Here is a 14,220-nt window from a genome sequence, read left to right as displayed (position 1 = left end):
CGGCAGCACGCCGCCGGTTGAGGGGCAATGTACCCATCCCAGAGCGCCGGTGAGGGGTGCCGGGCCACGAACGTGACCCAACCGTGACCTGAGCGGATCCCCGCCCGTGGCCAGGACGGACGGACCGGTGCGCCAGAGCGTGATAGCACTGCCGGTATGCCGCCCCGACCGTTCGACGACACGCTCGTCGTGGCCGCCGCGCTGGTGGACCACCTGGCCCGCCCGACCCGGCTGCTGGCGGCCCGGCGGACCGCCCCGCCCCACCTCGCAGGGCGGTGGGAGCTGCCCGGCGGGAAGGTCGAGACCGGTGAGGAGCCGCTCCAGGCGCTGCACCGCGAGCTCGCCGAGGAGCTCGGCGTCCGGGTCCGTCTCGGCGCGCCGGTGCCCGAGCCGTCGGGGGACTCGGACGACGACGTCTGGCCGCTCACCCATGGGCTACGGATGCGGGTGTGGTGGGCCCCAGGTGGAGGAGGGCGCACCGCATCCGCTCCAGGACCACGACGTGTTGCGCTGGCTGACCCTGGACGATCTGTGGGACGTCCCGTGGCTGAGCACCAACACGGCCCTGGTCGAGGCTCTGGCCGGCACCATGCGAGAGCACCGACCGGCGGCTGAGACACTTGCCCCATGTCTGCACCGTCCCTGGCTCCGCTGAGCATCCGCACCGATCTGCGCAACGTCGCGATCATCGCCCACGTCGACCACGGCAAGACCACCCTCGTGGACGGCATGCTGCGGCAGTCCGGCGCCTTCGACGACCAGCGCGGTGAGGACGTCGACCGGGTCATGGACGTGGGTGACCTGGAGCGGGAGAAGGGCATCACGATCCTGGCCAAGAACACCGCGATCCGGTATGCCGGGCCCTCCGCTGCGCAGCACGACGCCCCCGACGGTGTGACGATCAACATCATCGACACCCCCGGTCACGCCGACTTCGGCGGCGAGGTGGAGCGCGGCCTGTCGATGGTCGACGGCGTCGTCCTGCTGGTTGACGCCTCGGAGGGCCCGTTGCCGCAGACCCGGTTCGTGCTGCGCAAGGCCCTCGCTGCGCAGATGCCGGTGATCCTGTGCATCAACAAGGTGGACCGGCCGGACAGCCGGATCGCCGAGGTGGTCGACGACGTCTACGCCCTGTTCATGGACCTGCTGGAGGACAGCCCCGGCGATGCGGCCGCCGAGGCCGCCGAGGCCGCCCTGAACTTCCCGATCGTCTACTCCTCCGCCAAGGCCGGCCGCGCCTCGCTGAGCGCCCCCGGCGCCGGGGAGATGCCGGACGGGCCCGACCTGGAGCCGCTGTTCGCCACCCTTCTGGAGACGGTGACCGCGCCAACGTATGTCGAGGGCGCACCATTGCAGGCCCACGTGACCAACCTGGACTCCTCGCCGTTCCTGGGCCGGCTGGCGCTGTGCCGGGTGCGCAACGGGACCATCCGCAAGGGCCAGCAGGCCGCGTGGTGCCGTCGGGACGGGTCGATCGAGCGGGTCAAGATCACCGAGCTGCTGGTGACCGAGGCCCTCGACCGCAACCCGGCGCAGCAGGCCGGACCGGGCGACATCATCGCTATCGCCGGCATCCCCGAGATCACCATCGGGGAGACCCTTGCCGACCCCGACGACCCCCGGCCGTTGCCGCTGATCACCGTCGACGAGCCGGCCATCTCGATGACCATCGGCACCAACAGCTCGCCCCTGGCCGGACGCGCCAAGGGGACCAAGGTCACCGCCCGGCTGGTCAAGGACCGCCTGGACAAGGAGCTGGTCGGCAACGTGTCCTTGCGGATCCTGCCCACCGAGCGACCGGACACCTGGGAGGTGCAGGGCCGCGGCGAGCTGGCCCTGGCCATCCTGGTCGAGCAGATGCGCCGTGAGGGTTACGAGCTCACCGTCGGCAAGCCGCAGGTGGTCACCCGCGAGATCGACGGCAAGCTGCACGAGCCGGTCGAGCGGCTGACCATCGACACCCCCGAGGAGCACCTGGGCACGATCACCCAGCTGCTGGCGGTCCGCAAGGGCCGGATGGAGCAGATGGTCAACCACGGCACCGGCTGGATCCGGATGGAGTTCGTGGTGCCCTCGCGGGGGCTGATCGGCTTCCGCACCGAGTTCCTCACCGAGACCCGCGGCACCGGCATCGCCCACCACGTCTTCGACGGCTACCACCCGTGGTTCGGCGACATCCGCACCCGGCAGTCCGGCTCCCTGGTCTCCGACCGCACGGGGGTGGCGACCAGCTACGCCATGTTCAACCTGCAGGAGCGCGGCACGCTGTTCCTGGCGCCGACCACCGAGGTCTACGAGGGGATGGTCGTCGGCGAGAGCTCCCGCGCCGACGACATGGACGTCAACATCACCAGGGAGAAGAAGCTGACCAACGTGCGCTCCGCCGGCGCCGAGGTGCTGGAGCGGCTGGTGCCGCCCCGGCTGCTCAGCCTGGAGCAGTCGCTGGAGTTCTGCCGCGAGGACGAGTGCGCCGAGGTGACACCCGACGCGGTGCGCATCCGCAAGGTGGTACTCGGCGCGTCCGAGCGCGCCCGGTCCGCCGCACGCGCCAAGCGGTCGTGACCGCGGACCAGGCTCCCGCGCCCGGCGACCCGGGCATCCGGCTGCTCGCCGTGCACGCCCACCCAGACGACGAGACCTTGGCCACAGGGGTGGCACTGGCGCACCATCGGCTGCTGGACGACGAGGTGCATGTCATCACCTGCACCCTCGGCGAGGAGGGTGAGATCATCCCACCCGAGCTGGCGCACCTGGAGGGCAGCGACCAGCTGGCCCCGCACCGGCATACCGAGCTGATGGGGGCCATGCAGACCCTGGGTGTGCAGCACGCCTACCTCGGTGGGGAGCGCCCCCGGTGGCGGGACAGCGGGATGGCCGGCTCCGCGGCCGCCGAGCACCCGCGGGCCTTCGCCGGAGTCGACGTCACTGAGCCAGCCGGGCTGCTCGCCGAGCAGGTGCGGGCGATCGCGCCGGACGTCGTGCTGACCTACGACCCGCACGGCGGCTACGGCCACCCCGACCACATCCAGACCCACCGGGTGACTGTGGCGGCGCTCGCCTCCCTGCCCGCACCGTCGCGCCCCGCCCTGTATGTCGTGCTGACCCCGCGGTCGTGGGTCGCCCAGGACCGGTGCTGGCTCGCCGAGCACGTGCCCGCAGACACGCCGCTGACCGTGCCCGGACCGGACGACCCGTGCCCGCCCTCCGTCGTGCCCGACGACCGGGTCGAGCACCGGCTCGTCGCACCCGAGGCCGTGGCGCTGCGCGACGCGGCGCTGCGTCACCACCGCACCCAGGTCAGCGTCCACGACGGCTACTACGCTCTGAGCAATGACATCGCCGCCAGACTCCCCGACCGGGAGGGCTACACCCGGTGGCGCGATGACCACTGACCCGCCGGCCCCGAGCGAAGCCGACGAGACCGCCTACCGGCGCGCCATCGGGCGCTTCGCCACCGGCGTCGTGGTGGCCAGCACCCTCGCCGGGCCGCACGACCACGCGATGACCGCCAACTCGCTGACCAGCGTGTCCCTGGACCCGCTGCTGATGGTGCTCAGCGTGGCCCAGGAGGCGCGCTGGCACGAGGCGGTGGCGGAGTCCGGCGTCTGGGGGATCAGCGTGCTGCCGGCGACCTCGCGAGGGCTGGCCGACTGGTTCGCCACCCCTGGGCGGCCGCTGCACGGACAGCTGGACCGGGTGCCCCACCACCGGGGGAACAGTGGCGTGGCGCTGCTCGACGGTGCCCTGGCCACCCTGGAGTGCCGCACCGTGGCGATGCACCCGGCCGGTGACCACAGCCTGGTGGTGGGGGCGGTCCTGCATGCTGTCAGCGCCGAGACCGCCGGGCCCGCTCTCGTACACTTCCGAGGAACCTACTCCGCCCTGCCCTGAGCTCATCACACCTGCGAGGATCCAGCCGTGGACCACGAGCGACCCAGCGACCCCGTCCCCGAGGAGTCACGCCGTGGCGAGTGGACGGGGATCGTGCTGCGACTGCTCGTCGCGGCGGTGGTGCTCGTCGGCGGCTACGTCGCGCTGGCCTACTTCTTCGGCGACCGGATCCCCAGCGGCACCACCGTGGAGGGGATCGACGTCGGCACGCTGAGCAGGCAGGACGCCCAGGAGGTCCTCGGTGACAAGCTGTCCGGGCTGACCGGGGAGCCCGTCGTCGTCACCGCCGAAGGAGAGCAGGCCCAGCTCGATCCTGCGCAGGCGGGGCTGAGCGCCGACTACGACGCCACCCTCGGCGGCACCACCGGAGTCTCGTTCGACCCGCGCAACCTGTGGGCGCAGGTCACCGGTGAGGGCCGGACCCTGGACCTGCAGACCGAGGTCGAGCAGGGCCGGCTCGAGGCGGCCCTGGCCGAGGTCGCCCCCGGGCTGTCGCTGGAGCCCGTCGAGGGGCAGGTGGTGCTCAGCCAAGGTCAGGTGAGCGCAACCCGCCCCGAGGAGGGCCACGAGGTCGACGTCCCCGCCACGGCCGAGCAGGTGGCCCAGCAGTGGCCCCAGGAGCCCGCGGTCGAGGCGGTGTTGACCGAGCTGCGACCGGTCCTGACCACCGGCCAGGTCCAGACCTTCGTCAACGACGTCGCCGAGCCGGCACTGGCCAGTCCCGTGGACCTCGTGGCCGACGACGCGCGGGCGCGGCTGAGCCCCAACCAGCTGTCCCGGCTGCTCACGGTGCAGCAGGATGGAGACACACCCGGGGAGGCGACGCTCCGGTTGACCATGGACGACCAGGGCCTGGTCGACCTGGCGAGGGACTCCCTTGCCGCCGTCGAGCGGCCTCCGCGGGACGCCTCCGTGCAGCTCTCCGACGGGGGGGTGCCCGAGATCATCCCGGGGCAAGTCGGCATCGCCCTCGACGAGGGGTCGGTCCTGGCCGGGGTCCACCAGGTCCTCGGGATCTCCTCGCGCGCTGGGCCCGACGATGCCGCCGCGACCAGCGCGGCGCCGGGCACGGCACAGGTGGACGGGCGCGTCGTGACCGTGCGCACGCTCGAGACCAAGCCCGACATCACCGCCGCCGAGAGCGCCGAGTGGCGGGTGGACTCGGTGATGGCCGAGTTCACGAGCCAGTTCCCGACCGGCCCGGACAACGAGGCACGCACCGAGAACATCCGGGTGGGGCTGCGCTACCTCAACGGCATGGTCGTGCTGCCGGGCAAGCAGTTCAGTCTGGCCGACGCCCTTGCCCCCATCTCCACCGACCGGGGGTATGTCGATGCGGGGGTGATCCGGGACGGCCGGCTGGTCGAGGGCATCGGTGGCGGGCTGTCCCAGGTCTCCACCACCGTGCTCAACACCGCCTGGTTCGCCGGGCTGGAGCTCGATGAGTTCACCCCGCACTCCTACTACATCTCCCGCTATCCCGTGGGCCGCGAGGCGACGATCTCGGTCGGGCAGATCGACAACCGGTGGACCAACGACACGAACAGCCCCGTTGTCATCCAGACCTACCTGGAGGGCGATGAGATCGTGATGCGCTTCTGGGGTGACCGGAAGTTCCGCGTCGAGACCACCACCGGCGAGCGGCGCGACGTCGAGGCGCCGAAGGAGTTCGACGACGATTCGCAGGACTGCCTCGACCAGGGCGCCGTGGAGGGCTTCACCATCACCGTCACCCGCACGCTGTCCAGGTCCGGCGACGTCGTGCGCACCGAGCCCTACACCACGACATACCAGCCCTCGCCCGGGGTCACCTGCACGGCGGGCGGCGGCCGCTGAGCCCCAGGGCTACTCCGGGAGAGCCTCCGGGGCCGGTTCCGAAGCAGCCCGGTGGCACGGCATACTGGGAGCCATGACGTACGTGATCGCCCAGCCCTGCGTGGACCTCAAGGACAAGGCCTGCATCGAGGAGTGCCCGGTCGACTGCATCTACGAGGGGGAGCGCTCGCTCTACATCCACCCCGACGAGTGCGTCGACTGCGGAGCCTGCGAGCCGGTCTGCCCGGTCGAGGCCATCTACTACGAGGACGACACCCCCGAGCAGTGGGCCGACTACTACAAGGCCAACGTCGAGTTCTTCGACGACCTGGGCAGCCCAGGGGGCGCCGCCAAGCTCGGCGTGATCCCCAAGGACCACCCGCTCATCGCCGACCTTCCCCCTCAGGTCCACGACGAGTAAGTGGCGCGGGCCATCCCACCCGCGCTCCGACCGCCCCGAAGCCGCCCCGACGAAGGGGCGCGATCAGGAGGAACGCATGACCGACCACGCCTCGCTCCGTCACGGTGAGCACGACCTCGAGCTCCCGGTCGTCCCGGCCAAGGAGGGCAACAACGGCCTCGACATCTCCCAGCTGCTGAAGACGACCGGGGACGTGACCCTCGACGTCGGGTTCGTCAACACCGCCTCGTGCCAGTCCGAGATCACCTACATCGACGGCGGCGAGGGGATCCTGCGCTACCGCGGCTATCCCATCGAGCAGCTGGCCAAGCATTCCAGCTTCCTGGAGACCAGCTATCTGCTGATCCACGGCGAGCTGCCCAGCGCCGAGCAGCTGGCCGCCTTCGACGGCAAGCTGCGCAAGCACACGCTCCTCGTGGAGGACATGAAGCACTTCTTCGAGAGCTTCCCGCGTGACGCGCACCCGATGCCGGTGCTCTCCTCGGGAGTCTCCGCGCTCGGCACCTTCTACCAGGACAGCCTCAACCCGTTCGATCCCGAACAGGTCGAGCTCTCCACCTACCGGCTGCTGGCCAAGCTGCCCACGATCGCCGCCTACGCCTTCCGCAAGAGTCAGGGGCAGCCGCTCCTCTATCCCAACAACGACTACAACCTGGTCGAGAACTTCCTGTGGATGACGTTCGGGATGCCGACGGAGCACTACGAGCTGGACCCCGACCTGGTCAAGGCCCTGGACCTGCTGTTCATCCTGCACGCCGACCACGAGCAGAACTGCTCCACCTCGACGGTGCGGCTGGTCGGCTCCTCCGAGGCCAACCTCTACGCCTCGATCTCCGCCGGCATCCACGCCCTGTCGGGTCCGCTGCACGGCGGGGCCAACTCCGCGGTGCTGGGCATGCTCGACGACATCAAGGCCTCCGGCGGCGACGTCAAGGAGTTCGTGCGCAAGGTCAAGGACAAGGAGGAGGGTGTCCGGCTGATGGGCTTTGGGCACCGGGTCTACAAGAACTACGACCCGCGCGCCGCGATCATCAAGGACACCGCCCACGAGATCCTGTCCAAGCTCGGCACCAACGAGACCCTCGACCTGGCCATGGAGCTGGAGGCGACGGCGCTGGAGGACGACTACTTCGTGGAGCGCAAGCTCTATCCCAACGTCGACTTCTACACCGGGCTGATCTACGAGTCGATGGGCTTCCCCAGCAACATGTTCACGGTCCTGTTCGCCATCGGCCGGCTCCCCGGCTGGATCGCGCAGTGGCGTGAGATGGTGCAGGACCCGCAGACCAAGATCGGTCGCCCGCGCCAGCTCTACACCGGCTACGGTGCGCGCGACTACACCCCGGCGCAGGACCGCTGAGCCACCGCGCGACGTGGCGGGCCCGGCGAGGCCACGAGCTCTCGGCCTAGCGCGACGACGAGCTCTTGGCCGGGCGCTCGCCCTAGGCGCCGTCGGCATCGGGGGCGGAGTTCTCAGCGGCTGCTTCGGCGACCCTGCGCCGGACCCCGCGACCGCGGGGCTGGAGGTCGTGCTGGACGGGTGCGCCCTGAACCGTCCCGACGTGGCGCCGGGCACGCACCGATTCGATCTGATCGGACCGGGAGACCTTGTGGTGACGGACGGGGGCGGCGCGGTGGCGCTCGACATCGCCTCGGGCGGCGCTGGAGAGCTCGTCAGCACCAGTCAGACGTACACCTTCACGTGCACGGTCGGCACCGAGCAGACCTCGGCGACGTTGCAGTCCGTCCCGGAGTCCTGACCACGCGAGAGGGTCGGTGCATATGGTGACACTCGGCACCGTCTGCACCCAGTGCAAGCGCTATCCCTGTGCGTATGGTGACACTCGGCACCGTGTGCACGGGCAGCTCCGGATCAGGAGGCGACCTGGACCTCGACGGTCGTGGCGTCCGGGGCGCCGGCATCCGCGGCCCACGTCATCGGCTCGGTCTCGCGGTCCCAGGCGCGGCCGTCCACCCGCACCGAGACGATCTGCTCGGCCTCGGCGTGCGCCACCGCCCACGAGGCCACGGCCCAGGCCTGGGACCGGTCGGCGGCGGTGAAGGTGAGCCGGTCGCCGTCGACCTGCGCGGAGGAGCCGAGCTGCCGGGCCGCCTTGTCGGCCGTGGCAGATGCGTCGCCAACCTCGCTGGGGGCGTCCAGCTGACAGGTCAGACCCGCCGGGGTCTCCCCGGTGAGCACCGAGGCCAGCACCCGGCCCTCCCACTCGTGATCGGCATACGCCTCAGGGAACGCGCTGCGTTGCACCTTCTGGGCCACCTCGGTGATCACTGCGTCCTGCCAGCCCTCGATCTGCACCAGCCGGTCGTAGAACTCGCCGGCGGCGTGCACCGGGTCGGTGACCTCCTCCTCGGTGCCCCAGCCCTGGCTGGGCCGCTGCTGGAACAGGCCGAGGGAGTCCGCGTCGCCGTAGGAGATGTTGCGCAGCTTGGACTCCTGGATGGCGGTGGCCAGCGCGATGCTGGCGGCGCGCGGCGACAGGCCGCGCTGCACCGAGACCATGCTGATCGTCGAGGCGTTGGCGGTCTGCTCGGGGGTGAACTGCTCGGTGCGGTCGACGGCGCTGACCGCGCAGACCGGGTCGCGCAGCTCCTGGACCGCCCACCGGGCACCGACGACCCCACCGGCGGCTGCCACGCAGACCAGTGCCAGCGCGGTGAGGGTACGTCTGGGGGAGGCCACGGGGGCACTCTAACCGCGCCGCGGGAGCGCCCCGCTCAGCCTCGGGGCCTGCCCGACCGGCTAGCGTCGGGTGGGTGAACGCAGCCAAGGACTACCACAAGGGGCCGGTGACCCTGCGCGGGCGCAGAGTGCCGGCCAGCACCACCGACCAGCACCTGCTGGACTCGCGGGACTCCGCCGACTGGGTGCACACCGACCCGTGGCGGGTGATGCGGATCCAGGCCGAGTTCGTCGAGGGTTTCGGCGCGCTGGCCGAGCTCGGGCCGGCTGTGAGCGTGTTCGGCTCCGCCCGCACCGGCCCGGGCCACCCGGCATACGCCCTGGGCGAGCAGGTCGGGGCAGCGCTGGTGGCCGCAGGGTATGCCGTGATCACCGGCGGCGGCCCGGGCACGATGGAGGCGGCCAACAAGGGAGCCGGCGAGGCGGGCGGCACCTCGGTGGGCCTGGGCATCGAGCTGCCCTTCGAGACGGGCCTCAACGACCATGTCAACCTGGGGATCAACTTCCGCTACTTCTTCGCCCGCAAGACCATGTTCGTCAAGTATGCCGAGGGCTTCATCGTCCTGCCGGGCGGCTTCGGCACCCTCGACGAGCTGTTCGAGGCGGTGACGCTGGTGCAGACCGGCAAGGTCACCCGGTTCCCCATCGTGCTGCTCGGCACCGACTTCTGGGGGCCGCTGCTGGACTGGGTGCGCACCACCCTGGCAGCCGGTGGCACCGTCTCGGCCGCCGACCTCGAGCTGATCCAGCTCACGGATGACCCGCAGGACGCAGTCCAGCGGATCGTCGCAGCCCGGCATGGCACCATCGAGCCGTGATCATCGTCCTCGTCGTGCTCGTCGTCCTGCTGGTCGGCGTGTGGGTTGCGGTGGTGCTACAGCGGGTCCCCACCCCGGGTGTCGAAGCGGCCGTGACAACCGAGTCCTTCCCCGGCGTGCCGGAGGGACCGCTACGCGGTGCCGATGTCGCCGACCTGCGCTTCGACCAGGTGCTGCGCGGCTACCGGATGAGTCAGGTCGACCAGATCCTCGACCGGCTGGCCGGCGAGCTCGCCGACCGGGACAGTGAGATCGCCCGGCTGCGGGGGCAGGAGCACGATGGGCACCTTTGAGGTGGTGCGCACGGTGCGTGCCGACCGGGACCGGGTCTTCGCGGTCGTCGCCGACTTCCGCGCGCACGGCGACTACATTCCGCTGACCACGATCGAGGCGCAGTCGGGTCCGATCGGGATCGGCTGGCGCTTCGCCGGTCGCACCGGCGTCGGTCCGTTGCGGCTGGTCGACCGGATGGAGGTCACCCGCTGGGAGCCCGGAGCGGGTTTCCGGATCGACAAGCGGGGCCCGGTGCTCGACGGCTGGGCCGAGCTACACCTCAGCGCCGACGGACCGGACACCCGGCTGGTGTGGCGCGAGCGCATCGTGGTCCGGCCCGCGCCGGTGGGGCGGCTGCTGGGCCAGGTGCTCGATCCCGGCAACAAGGTCGTGTTCGGTGTTGCGGTGGACCGGATGATCGCCCGCGCCGAGCAGCGATGAGCGCCGACCCCACGGACGGGGGCGGCCCGGAGCCGACTGCCGACGTCGTGGTGGGGGCCGACGGCCTGGCCCGCTGCCCCTGGCCCGGGCTGGAGCACGCGGACTACCGCCACTACCACGACCACGAGTGGGGCCGGCCGGTGCACGGCGACGACGCCCTCTACGAGCGGCTCAGCCTGGAGGCGTTCCAGTCCGGCCTGTCCTGGCTGACCATCCTGCGCAAGCGGGCAGCGTTTCGCTCCGCCTTCGCCGACTTCGATCCCGAGGTGGTCGCCGGCTACGGGCCGGCGCAGGTGCAGGCGCTGCTGGGGGATGCCTCCATCGTGCGCAACCGGCGCAAGATCGAGGCCACGATCGCCGGCGCGCGGGCCACCCTGGCGCTGCGGGAGTCCGGCGGTCTGGAGGCCCTGGTCTGGTCCGCCCGCCCGGCCCGCCAGACGCGTCCGCGCCGGCTCGCGGAGGTGCTGGCGCACACTGCGGAGTCCGCAGCACTGGCCAGAGCGCTGAAGAAGGCCGGGTTCGCACACCTGGGGCCGACCACGGTCTACGCGGCCATGCAGGCGGTCGGGGTGGTGCAGGACCATCTGCGCGGGTGCTTCCGCGCGGTCGCCGAGGGAGCCGGCGACCCGAGGCCCGCGCCGAGGACCGGGGGCGCAGGGTGATCCGAGGAGCGGCGGGTCGCACGCTGCCCTTCGTCGTCGCGGTCCTGCTGGTCTGGACCGTCCTGCGCGCGATCACCACGGTCATCCTGGTGTGGATCGCGCAGACCGAGCAGGACCCGGTGATCTTCTCCGGGGAGGTCCCTCGCTACTTCGAGGTGGCCACCCTGTGGGACGGCGGGTGGTACGAGCGGATCGCCACCCAGGGCTACCCGGCGCAGCTGCCCGTGGACTTCCTCGGGCAGGTGCGCCAGAACGAATGGGCCTTCTACCCGGTCTTCCCCTACCTGGCCCGTGGCCTGATGGAGCTCAGCGGGTGGCCCTTCGCAGTGGCAGCCCCCGTGCTGGCCACGGTCCTGGGGTATGCCGCGGCGCTGGTCATCGCGGGTCTGCTGCGGGAGCGAGTCGGTGTGCCCGCAGCACTCGGCGCAGTGACGCTGCTGGGCGCGTTCCCGGCCGCACCCGCTCTCCAGGTGGCCTACACCGAGTCGCTGGCTCTGCTGCTGCTGGGCACGGTGCTGTGGCTGCTGGTGCGTCGTCGCTGGTGGTGGGCCGCCGCGGTGGCCCTGCTGACCGGCCTGGCCCGGCCGATCGCGCTGCCGCTGGGTCTGGTGGCCCTCGTCGCGGTGCTGTGGCGGTGGCGTGCCCGCGACCAGCGGCCGCTGCACCGCGGCGAGGTGCTCGGCATGCTGGCCACCCTGGTGTCCTGCGGGGTCTCCGGGCTGATCTGGCCGGTCGCCGTGTGGTGGAGTACCGGCCGCCGGGACGGCTACCCGGTCACCATGTCCGCCTGGCGCGGTGGCGAGCCGATCACGGCCTTCGTCCCGACGTTCGAGGTCAGCCAGCTCCTCCTCGGCGAAGTAGCCGGGCCGACCGCGCTGTTGGCGCTCGCGCTCCTGCTGCTCGTGGTCGTGCTCGGCCCCTGGGCCGCCGGGCTGGGCGTGGAGCTGCGCACCTGGTGTCTGGCCTACCCGATCTATCTTGCCGCAGCACTCGACCCGTGGACCAGCATCTACCGCTACCTGCTGCCGCTGTTCCCGCTGCTGGTGCTGCTCATGGGGGGGGGCCGCCCCGGATGGGGTGCCCGGGCCGCAGGCTCCCCGGGCTGGCTGCTGGTCGTGCGCACCCTGACCATCGCCGTGTTGTTCGTCGGCTGGCAGGTCTGGTGGTCCTGGGAGCTCTTCCGCTTCGAGCCGCCCAGCGACTACCCGCCGTGACGCGGTCGACCGGCCACCGGGAGCCGGGCTCACTCGCCGCGGAACTCCGGTGTCTGCTTGGCCAGGAAGGCGGCGACGGCCCGCTGGTGGTCCGCGCTGGTGCCGGTGCGGTCCATCAGGTCGGCCTCGTGGGCCAGCGCCGCGGGGAGCGAGGATCCCGCGGAGAAGGCCAGGGCACGGCGCATCGCCCCGTAGGCCAGGGTGGGCCCTGCGGCGAGCTGCGCGGCCACCGCGCGGACCCGGTCGGCCAGCTCGGCGGCCGGCACCAGTTCGGTGACCAGACCGAGCTCCACGGCCTCGGCGGCGGGCACGGTGCGGGGGAGCAGCAGGAGCTCCTTGGCCTTGGCCATGCCGACCAGCCGGGGCAGCGACCAGGACGAGCCGGAGTCACAGGACAGCGCCACCCCGGCGAACGCCAGGTTGAAGCCGGCGGTGTCGGCGACGTAGCGCAGGTCGGCGGCGAAGGCCAGCGCCGCCCCGGCGCCGGCCGCGACCCCATTGACGGCAGCGACGACCGGCTTGTCCATCGTGGCGAGCAGCTCGATGACCGGGTTGTAGTGCTCGCGCACGGTGCTCCATACCTGGGCCGGGTCCTGCTGCATGAGGGTGACGTGCTCCTTGAGGTCCTGGCCGACGCAGAAGGCGCGCCCGGAGCCGGTGAGCACCACACAGCGCGCAGAGCGGTCGGCCGCGGCCTCGCGCACCGCGCTCAGCAGGGCCTCCTTGGTGGCCAGGTCCAGGGCGTTCATCGCCTCCGGTCGCTGGAGCGTGATGGTCCGCACGCCGTCCTGCTGGGTGCTGCTCACCGGTCCGGTCATGAGGTCCTCCTGATCGGGGGTGCCCCGGCCTCGACGAGGGCGGAGCAGACGTAGGTGCGGGCAGCCGGGAGCAGCAACTGTGCCACGTCCAGGAAACCTTCGCGGGCCTGGTGACCCGGCCAGTCCGACGGGAGCACTTCTGCAGGCAGGCCGGGATCGCGGAACATGAAGTTGCGCCACCGGTGGACAAGCTGGGTGCGCACCGGATAGGCGTCGCGCGGGGACAGCTGCGCCGCGAGGGCGCGATCCGGGACGGTGCGGATGAAGTCGCGGTATGCCGTGGCCAGGTCGCCCAGGTCCCACACCTGCTGCACGAGCTCCACCGGGTTGCGCTGAGAGCCTCCCAGGATGTCGGTGGAGCGCACCCCGAGACTGCGCAGCACGCCGGGCAGCTCGGTGTTGCGGTGCGGACCGACCCAGCTGGCGGGGGCGAGTCGGCCGTAGCCGAGGTAGGTCATCGATGACTGCAGCCGGGCGCGGGCGACCCGCTCATCGGGTGGCTCGACGACCACGAGGTGCCACTGGCCGTCCCAGGAGGCCGCGCCCGGATCGTAGATCCGGTGCCAGGCCCGGCGGAGCCGCTCGCGCCCGGCGGTCGTGGCGGCATACCCGCGCACGCCGTGCCGGCGGTCCGCACCCAGCCAGTCCTGCGCCACCATCCGCGAGACGGCGGTCCGGGTTGCCGGAGGCCGGCTCCCGCAGCGGTCGGTGAGCGCGACGACCGCGGCGATGGGGGCCCAGTAGCCGGACTCGGCGAGGTGATCGCCGTAGAGGTCGAAGACCGCCGCCCGTGCCCGCACCCGCCCCAGTGTGCCCGACAGATTATGAGGAGTGCGCCGGATGAGGAGATAATGGGACTTGTTGGTAGTCCGCTGTGTCGCACCCAGGCGATGCAGCGTCTGCGGCTCGGCCGCGTCCGAGGAGGAAGGTTCGTCAATGGCAGCTATGAAGCCGCGCACCGGGGACGGTCCACTGGAGGTGACCAAGGAGGGTCGGGGCATCGTCCTGCGCATGCCACTGGAAGGCGGCGGCCGCCTGGTCGTGGAGATGAACGCCGACGAGGCGGGTGCGCTGGGCGACGCCATCAAGGAGTGCCTGGGCTGAGGCGGCCGACCGGCGCTGCCGGTGGAGCCGCAGCGGCCGACCCTCAGCGGCGCACTGCTGCC

Annotated in this window: 17 protein-coding genes and 1 pseudogene; 15 read left to right on the top strand and 3 right to left on the bottom strand. The window is 71.6% G+C overall.

All coding sequences use genetic code 11. The annotated features are described in order from the left end of the window. Positions 1-156: 156 nt before the first annotated feature. The 9 genes and pseudogenes from ACR2FV_RS07860 to ACR2FV_RS07820 all read left to right on the top strand — a co-directional run. Positions 157-363 (top strand): annotated as a pseudogene (locus tag ACR2FV_RS07860) (NUDIX domain-containing protein); the annotation flags it as partial. A 100-nt stretch (positions 364-463) separates the two neighbouring features. Beyond that, positions 464-655, top strand: a complete 192-nt coding sequence (locus tag ACR2FV_RS07855; RefSeq protein ID WP_434015140.1) for a hypothetical protein — start codon at positions 464-466, stop codon at positions 653-655. Then, positions 628-2,562 carry a translational GTPase TypA gene (typA, locus tag ACR2FV_RS07850; RefSeq protein WP_434015138.1) on the top strand — a complete coding sequence of 645 codons (1,935 nt, stop codon included), beginning with the start codon at positions 628-630 and terminating at the stop codon, positions 2,560-2,562. The genes ACR2FV_RS07855 and typA overlap by 28 nt, the downstream gene beginning before the upstream one ends. Then, positions 2,559-3,392, top strand: coding sequence for an N-acetyl-1-D-myo-inositol-2-amino-2-deoxy-alpha-D-glucopyranoside deacetylase (gene mshB, locus ACR2FV_RS07845; protein ID WP_434015137.1), 834 nt, complete (start codon positions 2,559-2,561; stop codon positions 3,390-3,392). Before typA ends, mshB begins: the two co-directional genes overlap by 4 nt. Continuing rightward, positions 3,382-3,891: a flavin reductase family protein gene (locus tag ACR2FV_RS07840; RefSeq protein WP_434015136.1), complete on the top strand. Its 510-nt coding sequence runs from the start codon at positions 3,382-3,384 to the stop codon at positions 3,889-3,891. Before mshB ends, ACR2FV_RS07840 begins: the two co-directional genes overlap by 11 nt. Before the next feature lie 27 nt (positions 3,892-3,918). Then, positions 3,919-5,727, top strand: coding sequence for a VanW family protein (locus ACR2FV_RS07835; protein ID WP_434015135.1), 1,809 nt, complete (start codon positions 3,919-3,921; stop codon positions 5,725-5,727). Between the two features lie 73 nt (positions 5,728-5,800). Continuing rightward, positions 5,801-6,127: a ferredoxin gene (fdxA, locus tag ACR2FV_RS07830; protein ID WP_434015134.1), complete on the top strand. Its 327-nt coding sequence runs from the start codon at positions 5,801-5,803 to the stop codon at positions 6,125-6,127. A 76-nt stretch (positions 6,128-6,203) separates the two neighbouring features. Beyond that, positions 6,204-7,487: a citrate synthase gene (locus ACR2FV_RS07825; RefSeq protein ID WP_434015133.1), complete on the top strand. Its 1,284-nt coding sequence runs from the start codon at positions 6,204-6,206 to the stop codon at positions 7,485-7,487. Next, positions 7,453-7,887, top strand: a complete 435-nt coding sequence (locus tag ACR2FV_RS07820) for a hypothetical protein (RefSeq protein ID WP_434015132.1) — start codon at positions 7,453-7,455, stop codon at positions 7,885-7,887. The genes ACR2FV_RS07825 and ACR2FV_RS07820 overlap by 35 nt, the downstream gene beginning before the upstream one ends. 113 nt (positions 7,888-8,000) lie before the next feature. Here ACR2FV_RS07820 and ACR2FV_RS07815 read toward each other — a convergent pair whose 3' ends face one another. Then, positions 8,001-8,828 (bottom strand): hypothetical protein, encoded by an 828-nt coding sequence (locus ACR2FV_RS07815; protein WP_434015131.1) that lies wholly within the window; start codon positions 8,826-8,828, stop codon positions 8,001-8,003. 74 nt (positions 8,829-8,902) lie between these two features. Between ACR2FV_RS07815 and ACR2FV_RS07810 the strand changes: the two genes are divergently transcribed. The 5 genes from ACR2FV_RS07810 to ACR2FV_RS07790 are packed head-to-tail and all read left to right on the top strand — an operon-like array spanning position 8,903 to position 12,236. Next, a complete protein-coding gene (locus tag ACR2FV_RS07810) occupies positions 8,903-9,646 on the top strand; it encodes a TIGR00730 family Rossman fold protein (RefSeq protein ID WP_434015130.1) in 744 nt (247 codons plus the stop codon). Next, a complete protein-coding gene (locus tag ACR2FV_RS07805) occupies positions 9,643-9,939 on the top strand; it encodes a DivIVA domain-containing protein (protein ID WP_434015129.1) in 297 nt (98 codons plus the stop codon). The genes ACR2FV_RS07810 and ACR2FV_RS07805 overlap by 4 nt, the downstream gene beginning before the upstream one ends. Then, the gene (locus ACR2FV_RS07800) at positions 9,926-10,360 is read left to right on the top strand and encodes an SRPBCC family protein (protein ID WP_434015128.1); all 435 of its coding nucleotides are present in this window, start codon (positions 9,926-9,928) and stop codon (positions 10,358-10,360) included. Before ACR2FV_RS07805 ends, ACR2FV_RS07800 begins: the two co-directional genes overlap by 14 nt. Further along, positions 10,357-11,022, top strand: coding sequence for a DNA-3-methyladenine glycosylase I (locus ACR2FV_RS07795; RefSeq protein WP_434015127.1), 666 nt, complete (start codon positions 10,357-10,359; stop codon positions 11,020-11,022). The genes ACR2FV_RS07800 and ACR2FV_RS07795 overlap by 4 nt, the downstream gene beginning before the upstream one ends. Then, positions 11,019-12,236: a hypothetical protein gene (locus tag ACR2FV_RS07790; RefSeq protein ID WP_434015126.1), complete on the top strand. Its 1,218-nt coding sequence runs from the start codon at positions 11,019-11,021 to the stop codon at positions 12,234-12,236. Before ACR2FV_RS07795 ends, ACR2FV_RS07790 begins: the two co-directional genes overlap by 4 nt. 29 nt (positions 12,237-12,265) lie before the next feature. Here the strand turns inward: ACR2FV_RS07790 and ACR2FV_RS07785 are convergent, their stop codons facing one another. Both ACR2FV_RS07785 and ACR2FV_RS07780 read right to left on the bottom strand, forming a co-directional pair. Beyond that, entirely contained in the window at positions 12,266-13,054 is a 789-nt protein-coding gene (locus ACR2FV_RS07785; protein WP_434015125.1) for an enoyl-CoA hydratase/isomerase family protein, read from the bottom strand. Continuing rightward, the gene (locus tag ACR2FV_RS07780; RefSeq protein WP_434015124.1) at positions 13,051-13,854 is read right to left on the bottom strand and encodes a PaaX family transcriptional regulator; all 804 of its coding nucleotides are present in this window, start codon (positions 13,852-13,854) and stop codon (positions 13,051-13,053) included. Before ACR2FV_RS07780 ends, ACR2FV_RS07785 begins: the two co-directional genes overlap by 4 nt. 136 nt (positions 13,855-13,990) lie before the next feature. On the opposite strand from ACR2FV_RS07780, the gene ACR2FV_RS07775 reads away from it, so the two are divergent. Beyond that, a complete protein-coding gene (locus tag ACR2FV_RS07775) occupies positions 13,991-14,158 on the top strand; it encodes a DUF3117 domain-containing protein (RefSeq protein WP_434015123.1) in 168 nt (55 codons plus the stop codon). Positions 14,159-14,220: the final 62 nt, after the last annotated feature.

Source organism: Ornithinimicrobium sp. (assembly GCF_051004135.1).
Taxonomy (GTDB): Bacteria; Actinomycetota; Actinomycetes; order Actinomycetales; family Dermatophilaceae; genus Ornithinicoccus.
This window is presented reverse-complemented; position numbering and strand designations above follow the sequence as displayed.